Source organism: Candidatus Enterococcus courvalinii (genome assembly GCF_017315945.1).
GTDB classification, from domain to species: Bacteria; Bacillota; Bacilli; order Lactobacillales; family Enterococcaceae; genus Enterococcus_B; species Enterococcus_B courvalinii.
The window spans coordinates 181,637-191,869 of record NZ_JAFLWI010000001.1; the positions used below are offsets into that span (position 1 = coordinate 181,637).

Sequence of the window (10,233 nt, forward strand, 5' to 3'; positions counted from 1 at the left end):
CCAAATCTCCAAAGAGTTTGGGCTCAACCTCAGCCACTAAAAATTCGTTTTAATTGTAAAATTTCTTCATTCATTCGTCGGTCATCCCCTCGAAGGCAATAACGAGTGATTTCTTGTAATAAATTCATCACTGCATACCAGTGAAGCTTCTCAAGAACTTCGTCAGTTGGGCGAATACCATAACTAATCAACCATTGATTCCAATTTGAAAGCGGAACATAATTCCCTAAAATCGTTCCAATATCAACTGCTGGATCAGCAAACATGATTGAATCCCAATCAACTAAATATAAATAATTTTTACAGACTAACCAATTGCGATGATTCACATCTCCATGAACAACAGCAAACTCTTTTTTATCTGTATGAGGTACTTGCTGAATCAAAAATTGATGGACAAGTTGGATAAACTGATTTTTTTTTAATATTTCTGGGAGTTCTTGGTTATATTTTTTCAACATCGTCTCAGGCGTGACCACACGACCACCTATTCGATTCAACATTGTTTTTAATGAATCAGAATGATGCAAATGGTATAGAACATCAATAACATCATTTCTTTGCCCAATTTCTGCGGTAGTCAATAAGCGACCATCTAGCCACTCTTGAGCAGTTAGTGTGTCTCCATTCCCTGTTCTTTTTGTCCAAACAAGTTTAGGAGTAATTCCTTCTCGAGATAACGCAGCAAGCATGGGGGTTGTATTACGTTTGATGAAGACTTTATCTTCATCGCGCATGCCTATGTATGTTTTTCCTGTATCCCCTTTGATGGGCCGTAACCGCCACTCTTGGTCTAACTGAAACTCCATCATGCTTTCTCCCATCCTCATAAACTCTTTCATTTGCAGTAATTATTATTCTAGTCGCCCCGACACATAACGTCAAGCACATATACGTTCTTTTTCAGCATTTTTTCATTCAAAAAACCAACTTTTCTAAAAAAGAAAAAAAGAGAAAGATCAATGATGTGATCTTTCTCACTTTATCTTGGACAATTATTAGTCTGACAGCTTCTTCAGACGTGTGGGAACGTACATTTTTACGAAAAGAAAAACAAAGGCCAAATAAACCAGAATAGGAATCCAGCGCTCTACTCCAGACAAAACAAAAGCTGCAATCATTCCAAAAATAAGAGCTGCTAAAACTAATATGCTCAACAACAATTGCTGGATAGCTGTTTTTTTCTGTGTTTCTTTTACGGGATACAGTTGCACTAATACCATATAGCGAAACTGGCTATACAGCGGCAACAACTGGAAACCAATCAAGTATAAGAACAATGAACCAATAATCAAACTAAATGTTAAATCTGTTACACCTGCAATCAGCAAACCACCAATCAACAGTAGTCTCAGATACAGACCGCTAAAATCAGACCCACGAACAAATCGTCTAGTATATAAATAAAGATATGTTTGACTTTGGTTCCTTTGGATTTTCTTCAATAGCGGGTCTAAGTAACGTCGGCGTTTTACTTTTGCTGAAATTTCTGGTACATCCGTAAACAAATTGATAAACTGATAAATTTGATGGAGACGATTTTCTTCCACTTGGATCATTTTTTCCCAGTCAATCTGTACCTCATTTTTTCGCCATAAATACCAATAATAAATACCAGCTTGTAGTAATGCACCCGCTAAACCTAACCAAATAGATATATAAAACGTAAGTAGTAAAATGACAAAAGCTGAAACATACCATCCAATTTTAAACCAACGTAAAGCTTGATTAGAAAATCGAAAAAGTTCCGCTCGTTTTACTTGTAGATGACCCGTTTTCAGGCTGATAAGTAAGCACAAATAGATTAAATACATTGAAAATGGCTGTCCGGTACTCACTACCACTAATGGCATCGCAAATCCACTCGCCAAAAATAAAACAAGTAATGGAAATAAACAAGAATAGCGGAAAGCTTCACTTAAATACACTCGCATTTCTTTTTCTTGTGGCAATAAAAAAACAATATCTGCTGCCTCCGCAAAAGTTGCAATTTTCCCTACCGCTAAGCTAAGTAACCAAAAAACTGAAACAGTCAGTCCACCAAACGCAAAAGAAGGAGTTAAGCTCTTCAGCCAACTAGAATAATAAAAACCAATTCCTCCCACCAAAAAAAGACAAACTAACACAAAATGATCATTGAAAACATAGCGCATGTACTTTAGCATTTTTTTTTGGTGTCTAGCTAAACGTTTTCGAAAAAAATCATTCATGTCCCTGCTCCTTCGTTAATGCGACATAAATCTCATCCAGAGATGAATCTGGAAGGTTAAATGATTCCCGTAACTCTTGTAGCGTGCCTTGTGCTCGAACCTCCCCATTATGTAAAACCACAAAGCGATCACAGTATTTCTCAGCAGTCGCCAAAATATGAGTTGACATCAAAATTGCAGAACCACTTTTTTTCATTTCAACCAATAATTCTAACAACGCATTGATTGCTAAAGGATCAAGTCCTAAAAAGGGTTCGTCAATGATATATAGCGAGGGTTCAATCAAAAAAGCACATAAAATCATGACCTTTTGTTTCATTCCTTTTGAAAAGTTAGCAGGAAACCAGTCTAAACGTTTTTCCAAGCGAAACGTCTCCAACAATTTTTCTGCTCGCTTCATCGCTACTTCTAGCGGGATACCATAAGCCATAGCTGTCACTTCAATATGTTCTCGTAAAGTCAGCTCTTCATATAATGAAGGTGTTTCTGGAATATAACCAATTTGTTTTCGATACTTTTCAATATCGCTTTTCAATGTTAAACCATCAATTTCGATTTTCCCTTTAGTTGCTTCTAGCAACCCAATGATGTGTTTAATCGTTGTACTTTTACCTGCACCATTTAATCCAATCAAGCCAACCATTTCGCCTGAATGTACTTCAAAACTTATATCTTTTAACACAGGAAGATGTCCATATCCTCCCGTCACGTGTTCAATCGTTAAACTCATTTCTTTTCCTCCAATGATCTTGTTTACTCGCTTTTTTATTATACCATGAAGAAAATGTTGGCAATTTGTTTTTTTCCTTACAACCATCGGAACTTATGGTAAAGTTAACTTAGCCAAAATATTCTTAGCAGAAAGGATGTCTCGAATGGAAAACTGTATTTTTTGCAAAATTATCAACCAAGAAATTCCTAGCTATAAAATTTATGAGGATGATAAAGTGTATGCGTTTTTGGATTTATCACAAGCAACTAAAGGTCATACCTTAGTTGTACCAAAACGACACGTTTCTGATATTTTTGATTACGACCAAGAATTAGCTGGTGCCGTCTTTTCGCGCGTGCCAAAAATTGCTCGCGGTCTAGAAAAAGCATTTCCTGATATGAAAGGTTTAAATATTTTGAATAATAATCGTGAGTTAGCGTACCAATCTGTCTTTCACTCACATATTCATCTGGTGCCGCGTTACGCAAAAACAGATGATTTTTCAATCCACTTCGGTAATCATCAAGCAGATTACTCAGCAAGTGAACTGACAGCCATCCAAGAAATTATTGAAGCGCAGGTGAATAACATTGATTAAACAATTTCTTAAAGGTCTCGTGTTTGGTTCAGCTGTAGGCGCTGTAGGTGGACTTCTTTTTGCTCCAAGAAGCGGTAACGATACTCGAAAAAAATTGATTGACGAATTAGATGAAGCTGCTGATTTAACAGTAGATCTAAATAATAGTCTCAACCACTTTAAAGAAGCTTTAGCCGAAACCAAAGAAACTGCAGCTACACTCATTCCGGAGTTCCAAGACTCTATTCAAAAAGACGTACAGGAGTTTAAATTTCAAGCAGAACCAAGAATTACTCAGATTCAAGAACAAGTAGAAAAAATTTCTGCCAGCTTACCTGAACTTCCCGAAGAAAATCTTCATTAATTGAGTTAAAACACAACGATTATGCATTTTAACCCGTTTTTTTGTTATACTCTCGTAATGAATGTGATTAAAACATGAATTTTCTTTGAAACTATTCATTAGAAGCTTTTTTTTAGGAATTAGAATATGGTATAGTTGTAGATGTGAACAACTAAATATAAAAAAACAGGAGTGCAAAACTAAAATGAAAAGAAAAAAAATAATTTTAGCAGCGACTAGTGCTTTAGCTGTCTTAACGCTAGCTGCTTGTTCTAATGGTACAAACAAAGATATCGCTACAATGAAGGGTGGAACTATCACTGTTTCCGACTTCTATGACGAAGCAAAATTAGAATCATCTAACCAAACTTTGGTTCAAAGAATGATTATTTACAAAGTATTTAATAACAAATATGGCGATAAAGTAACAGATAAAAAAGTGGATGCTGAATACAAAAAACAAGCAGAGTCATTAGGTGATGGGTTTGAATCTCAATTGAAAGCTGCGGGTTATACAGAAGATTCTTACAAAGACTATATTCGTAATAACTTAGCACTTGAAGCTGGTTTAAAAGCACATGTTGATATTACAAATGATGACTTAAAAGCTGCTTGGGCTTCTTTCCATCCAGAAGTAGAAGCACAAATCATCAAACTTTCAAGTGAAGACGATGCGAAAAGCGTGAAAGAAAAAGCTGATAAAGGCGATGATTTCACTAAATTAGCAAAAGATAACTCAACTGATACAACAACTAAAGATGACGGTGGAAAAATCAAATTTGATTCTGAAACAACAACTGTCCCTAACGAAGTAAAAGAAGCCGCTTTTAAATTGAAAAATGGCGAAATTTCTGACGTGATTTCCGCAACTAATGCTTCAACTTATGCAACTGATTATTACGTTGTGAAAATGGTTAAGACTTCTTCTAAAGGCGACGACATGGATAAATACAAAGATGAATTAAAAGAAATCGCCACTCAAACTAAATTGAACGATAGCGCATTTACAACAAAAGTTATCGGTGAAGTCTTAAAAGATGCTAATGTGAAAATCAAAGATGATGCTTTTGAAAGTGTCTTGAGTGCATTCACAACCTCTTCTTCAGGTTCAGAAGCAACATCTGATTCTGAAAAATCAACTAACTCTTCAGCTACAGAAAAATCAACTGAAGCAACTGATAGTTCAGAAACAGCAACTACAGACTCTTCAAAATAAATTTTATAACTAAAAAAGAAGTAAGGCAGACTCATGAAAATGAATCGCTTTACTTCTTTTTTTATATTATTAAAAAAAACTAGTCAGATATCTTTTGGTACATAAAAGCTGCGGTTATCCATACCAAAAATTCGATCTGTATATTTTCCAGGTTCTGTTTGACGAATAGAAGTCAACATCATTTGCATTGATGCATCGATGTTATCGATTTGATGTAAAACCTCAGCTTCCATAATTCTTGGTCGCACGGGTGATCCGTATTCCAATAGCCCATGATGTGCTAGAACCATATGTCTTAACACTAAAACATCTTCATCTTCTTCACTGATTTTCAATGCAATGCAGGCTTTAGTAATTTCTTCATCTACAAGGACCAAATGACCCACTAGATTGCCAGCTAGAGTGTACTCAGTTGACATTGGCCCAGATAATTCAATAACTTTACCCAAATCATGTAAAATAATTCCCGCATATAATAATGCGTGGTTGATTTCTGGATATTCATTGGCAATTGCTTTTCCTAAGTGAAGCATCGTTAATGTATGATAAGCTAATCCACTAGCAAATGCATGATGATTTCTTTTTGCCGCTGGATACTCGAAAAATTGTTTTTGATATTTATTTAATAGATAGCGTACAATACGATTCCAATGTGCATTCGTAATTTCAAACAATAATTGATTGATTTCCTCTTCCATTTCTTCTTTTTTTATTGGTGCTCGCTCCATATAAAGACTTGGTTCACTAGGTTCATCAATTTTTGTCAAACGCATGTGGATAATTTTCACTTGAGGATTTCCTTGGTATACTTCTCTTTTACCGCTTAAAAAAACAACAGTTCCTGCAGTAAATTTGCTGATTTCTTCCTCGGAAGCGTCCCAATATTTCCCATCAATTGTTCCCGAAGTGTCTTGAAAAGTAAATGCAATAAATTTTTTACCATTTTTTGCCATTCTTACATCAGCATTTTTTATCAAGACAAATAATTCAAACTGTTCATCAATGATTAATTCACGAATTTTTTTCATTCTATACTCCTTCTAGCCTTTTCACAGATTGTTGTAACTCTTGATAATAGCTTAACATTTCTTTGTCAGAAGAAAAACAAATTATCTGATACTTTTTACCAAACTCTGCTAAAAGTTTTGCTAAGTAATACTTCCTGTGTGAATCATAATGTAGCCAACCATCGTCAATAATTACTGGACAAAGTGCTCGATTTGCTTCCAAAGAAAGATAAGCAAATCTCATTGCCATGATTAATTGATCTTTGGTACCTGTAGATAGCTCATAAATAGGAAATTCTGTCTTTCCATCTGTGAGAGTCAATAGATCCTCTTTTAATAAAATCCTTTGATATTTGTGATCAGTTAGTAACCCCAAATAATAAGTAGCTTCTTTTAATAACTGCGGTAATTGTCGCTCACTCATTTCAGTCGATAAATCACCTAAAAAAGTACCAGCAATTTCATATGCTCCCCACTCTACCATCAAATGTTCTAATTCTGCTTTCTGGCGGCTTTCTTCTTGATATAGTTCATCAAGTGTACCATCTTTTTGTAATTCTTCAACTTGAATGTTTAAACGTTGTTGTTGTTCACTTGCAGCTTTTTCTTCCAGCTGTAGTTGTCGTTGTAATTGGTCTAAATGAAGGCTTTCTTGTTCTAAAAATGCGCGTGTCATTTTTTCAGGAAATAATGGTGTTAGTATTTTACTTAGCTCAGCAAGTCTTTCTTGTTTTTGGATTGTCTCATGTGCTTTTTGCAAAAAGAGTGGCACTTCAGATGGATAAGTAAGATGTGCCTCATTAAGTTGTTGCGCATACTCTTGTAACCATGTCTTTTGCTTCTTCTTCAATTGATTAATTTCTTGCGTGAGTAATGTATTTTGCTGGTAGCTACGAGCAAATTTCATTTGTTCCATTTCTTGAACAAATTGTGCTAGTAAGTCCATTTTTTCTGAAATAAGCTTGCCTTGAATAGGTAGCCATTCTTGAACAATATCAAATTTTCGTTCTAGGAATAGTAACCTCTCTTGGATTTCTCTTTCTCTTTTTTGTTTTCGTTCATAAATAGCACAAAGCCGTTGATAGTCGCTAACTTCTTGACCGTATTCTTTCATTAGCTCAACTGTGTTCAGTTGATTTAGACACCATTGAGTAACCAAATACTGTACTTGTTGATTAAGCTGTTGCTTCATTTGTTGATTTTGTTTCCTATTTTCTTCTATTTCTGCGATTTGTGCAGAGGCAACATCTAATTGTCCTAGTTTTTCTTGCCACATTCCTTTGACTTCTAAAGAATTATCTTTGCTATTATTTTCTTTATGGAAGAAATAACTTCCTATAATCCCAGCTCCACTAAGCAAGAAAATAATTTTCCAAGGAAGAGGGAAAAATAATCCTAAGGCTATAGCTGTCCCACCTGCAATTATATAAGGAATACTATTTCGTTTTTCCTTCTTCGCCTGCTGATTCTGTAAAAGAAAGGGATAGCGTGCTTCTAACTGACTGATCTCTGCATCAATCAATTCCTGCTGTTCTTTTGCAACTTGTAATCGAATTGTCAGTTGTTGGTCTTCTTCCAGAAATTGTTGGTTTTGTGAAAATAACGTCTTCCACTCGAGGCTTTGTTGAAATTCTACTGGTTGATTTTGTCTTTGCCAACCCCAGCGCTGTTCTAAAATCTTTAACTCTGCTTCTGTTTCGCGTGTTTCTACTTGAAGCCTGTGCCATTCGTTAACTAGCTGCTCAACTTGAGCCTGTTCCTTTAAAAGATCTTTTACTTCTGTTTCTTGTTCTAAGAAAAAATAGTATTGCGCGGATTGAAGATCCATTCCGCTATGTTTTTCTAAAGTTGCTTCTAACTCTTCCAAACGTTCACTCATTTGTTGATATCTGTTAGAAAACTCTTGCAGATCTGTCATTAGTTGTTCATTGGGTAATTCATTAAGTGTATTTTCTTGTAATTCTTGCCATTCCTCGTAAAGTGAAAAATTGATTTTTTGCTGGTTTAAATGTAATAATTTTTCATTATTCTTTGATATTTCCTGTCTTAATTTATCTTGCTCTTTTTTTGCGGCCTGTTCTTGCATTACAAGCTGACTAAAAAAATCTTCTTGTGCTTGTTTTTGATAAATTTTTCCTTGCAAACTTTTCCAATTATTTAACTTCTGGTTGATAAGTAATTTTTGTCCTTTTTTCTTATATAAATTTTGGGCCTGGTTATAATACTCTTGTCTTTTTTGAAAAACTTGTGAACTTCCGGTAATTCCTAATGATATCAACATATCATGTAATTCTTTTTCTCTAAGATGATCCAGTTCTGATAACTGCTCTTGCTGAAAAGTAAACACCTGTTGAAACAATTCTCTAGTTAATGGTGAAATCAACTGAGCTAATAATGTTTTACTTCCTATTTGTTCACCAAAAACAACTTTTGCCTTCCCACGATTCTGTTGCTTATAACGTTCGACCATGAATTCACCATGAGTTGGATGTTCTAACCATATACGACCACCATAAGCCGCTCCATCTTTTGGTGTATAATCTTTCTTTTTTCTCCCTTTTGATGGAAAACCAAAGAGAATTGCTTGTATAAACTGATAAATCGTTGATTTACCTGCTTCATTCTCGCCATAAATCAATTGATTCCCTGAAGAAAAATCAAAATTCTTTTGGCGCCATTTTCCAAAAGCATTGATTTCAATCCGTAAAATTTTCATTCATTATCCTCCTCGAATTGAAAATCCTGATTGATTAATTCTTGTGCGGCTACTAATGTTTCACTTTGATAATCAGGTAACTCATTCAATAATTTTGTTGCTTCTGGATGACTGTACAGTTCACTCAAAATTTGTTTGAAATCTTGAGACATTTGATAGCTTTCAAATAATTGGTGCTTCAAATTTTTTGAGACAGTTAGGATCGTCTGTTTCTGAGTAGTATTCTTCATAAGAGAGATACGCCAGATAAAAAAATTTGATGTATATTTGCTTAATTCTCCAATTAAATATTCTAATACTTCACCAGAATTAATTCGCTCTACAATATCCATTCCTAAATGTTCATAATTAGTAATCTCTAGCTCCATTAGATGAAATTTATGATTAGGGACTTCCAACTGTCGTTGAACCATTGAGAAAATCTCGTTAGTTGTATGAACGTGTTCAAAAGAAATTTTTTGACGATGCCAATATACCTCTGCTACCTCTATCGGAATAGCTTGATACTCACTTTTTTTCAACTCTACTAATGAAACAGAAATTGAGGTCTGTTCCTTTTTCGTGTGTCCTTGAGGTGCGCCAGGATACACTACTCTCCCATTTGTACTAACAATAGTTGGAACATGGATATGACCTAACGCCCAATAATCATAATTTTTTTCTTGCATTTGACTAGAGCTAAATGGCGCATACTTACCATGATCTCTTGTGCCCAATTCCCCGTGATACATTCCAATATGATAATCTACATTTCCTCGAGAGGGAAACTCTAATACTTTTTCTTGTTGTATCCATGGATGACAATAACTAAAAGCACTGATAGCAACTTTTTCTCCAGAATTCAGTTTAAATTCTTTTGTTTTGACTTCTTCGTCTACAAACAAATGAACATTTTCAGGAAAATCAAACCAATATCTTTCTTTCTGGTAGTAATCATGATTTCCAAAAATCATATACACAGAAATATTTATTTTATTTAAACGTTCCATTTGTTCAAAAAAGTGCTTTTGTGTTTTAAGTGAAGGTTTATTTTGATGAAAAGTATCTCCAGCAAATAGAACAAAGTCAACTTCATGGAACACTGCTTGATCTACAATATTTTTTAGAACAATCTGATTTGCCTGTAGTAGTTTTTCTTGCACACGTTTATCGAATGGAATCGATCCTTCAAAAGATCTATCTATATGTAAATCAGCCGCATGGATAAATTTCACTATCAAATTCCCTCCTTTTTTTCTTTTATCATAACATTTTTACATGTTTTTTTCATCAAAATACGAAAGTTTGTTCGTATTATAGTGTGTTATTTCGTGAGAATGCAAAAAAACAGATGAGCTTAATCACTCATCTGTTTTTTACCGTTGCGTGGCGACGTCCTACTCTCACAAGGGGCAACCCCTCACTACAATCGGCGCTAAGAAGCTTAACTTCTGTGTTCGGCATGGTTACAGG

At 34.8% G+C, this 10,233-nt stretch carries 9 protein-coding genes and 1 rRNA gene; 3 read left to right on the forward strand and 7 right to left on the reverse strand.

What is annotated here, in order from left to right:
- Positions 1 to 29: 29 nt before the first annotated feature.
- The 3 genes from JZO71_RS00890 to JZO71_RS00900 form a co-directional block, all read right to left on the reverse strand.
- Positions 30 to 812: a phosphotransferase family protein gene (locus JZO71_RS00890; protein WP_206897720.1), complete on the reverse strand. Its 783-nt coding sequence runs from the start codon at positions 810 to 812 to the stop codon at positions 30 to 32.
- 186 nt (positions 813 to 998) lie between these two features.
- Positions 999 to 2,210: an ABC transporter permease gene (locus tag JZO71_RS00895; RefSeq protein WP_206897702.1), complete on the reverse strand. Its 1,212-nt coding sequence runs from the start codon at positions 2,208 to 2,210 to the stop codon at positions 999 to 1,001.
- Complete coding sequence (locus JZO71_RS00900; RefSeq protein ID WP_206897703.1) at positions 2,203 to 2,940, reverse strand: ABC transporter ATP-binding protein; 738 nt, start codon at positions 2,938 to 2,940, stop codon at positions 2,203 to 2,205. Before JZO71_RS00900 ends, JZO71_RS00895 begins: the two co-directional genes overlap by 8 nt.
- A 145-nt stretch (positions 2,941 to 3,085) precedes the next feature.
- Between JZO71_RS00900 and JZO71_RS00905 the strand changes: the two genes are divergently transcribed.
- The 3 genes from JZO71_RS00905 to JZO71_RS00915 all read left to right on the forward strand — a co-directional run bounded on the left by JZO71_RS00905 (position 3,086) and on the right by JZO71_RS00915 (position 5,058).
- Positions 3,086 to 3,520 (forward strand): HIT family protein, encoded by a 435-nt coding sequence (locus JZO71_RS00905; protein ID WP_206897704.1) that lies wholly within the window; start codon positions 3,086 to 3,088, stop codon positions 3,518 to 3,520.
- Complete coding sequence (locus JZO71_RS00910; protein ID WP_206897705.1) at positions 3,513 to 3,863, forward strand: YtxH domain-containing protein; 351 nt, start codon at positions 3,513 to 3,515, stop codon at positions 3,861 to 3,863. Before JZO71_RS00905 ends, JZO71_RS00910 begins: the two co-directional genes overlap by 8 nt.
- A 184-nt stretch (positions 3,864 to 4,047) precedes the next feature.
- Entirely contained in the window at positions 4,048 to 5,058 is a 1,011-nt protein-coding gene (locus tag JZO71_RS00915) for a peptidylprolyl isomerase (RefSeq protein ID WP_206897706.1), read from the forward strand.
- 83 nt (positions 5,059 to 5,141) lie between these two features.
- Here the strand turns inward: JZO71_RS00915 and JZO71_RS00920 are convergent, their stop codons facing one another.
- The 4 genes from JZO71_RS00920 to rrf form a co-directional block, all read right to left on the reverse strand.
- Positions 5,142 to 6,086 carry a 3'-5' exoribonuclease YhaM family protein gene (locus JZO71_RS00920; RefSeq protein ID WP_206897707.1) on the reverse strand — a complete coding sequence of 315 codons (945 nt, stop codon included), beginning with the start codon at positions 6,084 to 6,086 and terminating at the stop codon, positions 5,142 to 5,144.
- A 1-nt stretch (position 6,087) separates the two neighbouring features.
- A complete protein-coding gene (locus JZO71_RS00925) occupies positions 6,088 to 8,781 on the reverse strand; it encodes an ATP-binding protein (protein ID WP_206897708.1) in 2,694 nt (897 codons plus the stop codon).
- Positions 8,778 to 9,998, reverse strand: coding sequence for a metallophosphoesterase (locus tag JZO71_RS00930; protein WP_206897721.1), 1,221 nt, complete (start codon positions 9,996 to 9,998; stop codon positions 8,778 to 8,780). Before JZO71_RS00930 ends, JZO71_RS00925 begins: the two co-directional genes overlap by 4 nt.
- Positions 9,999 to 10,144: 146 nt before the next feature.
- A 5S ribosomal RNA gene (gene rrf, locus JZO71_RS00935) occupies positions 10,145 to 10,233 on the reverse strand; the annotation flags it as partial.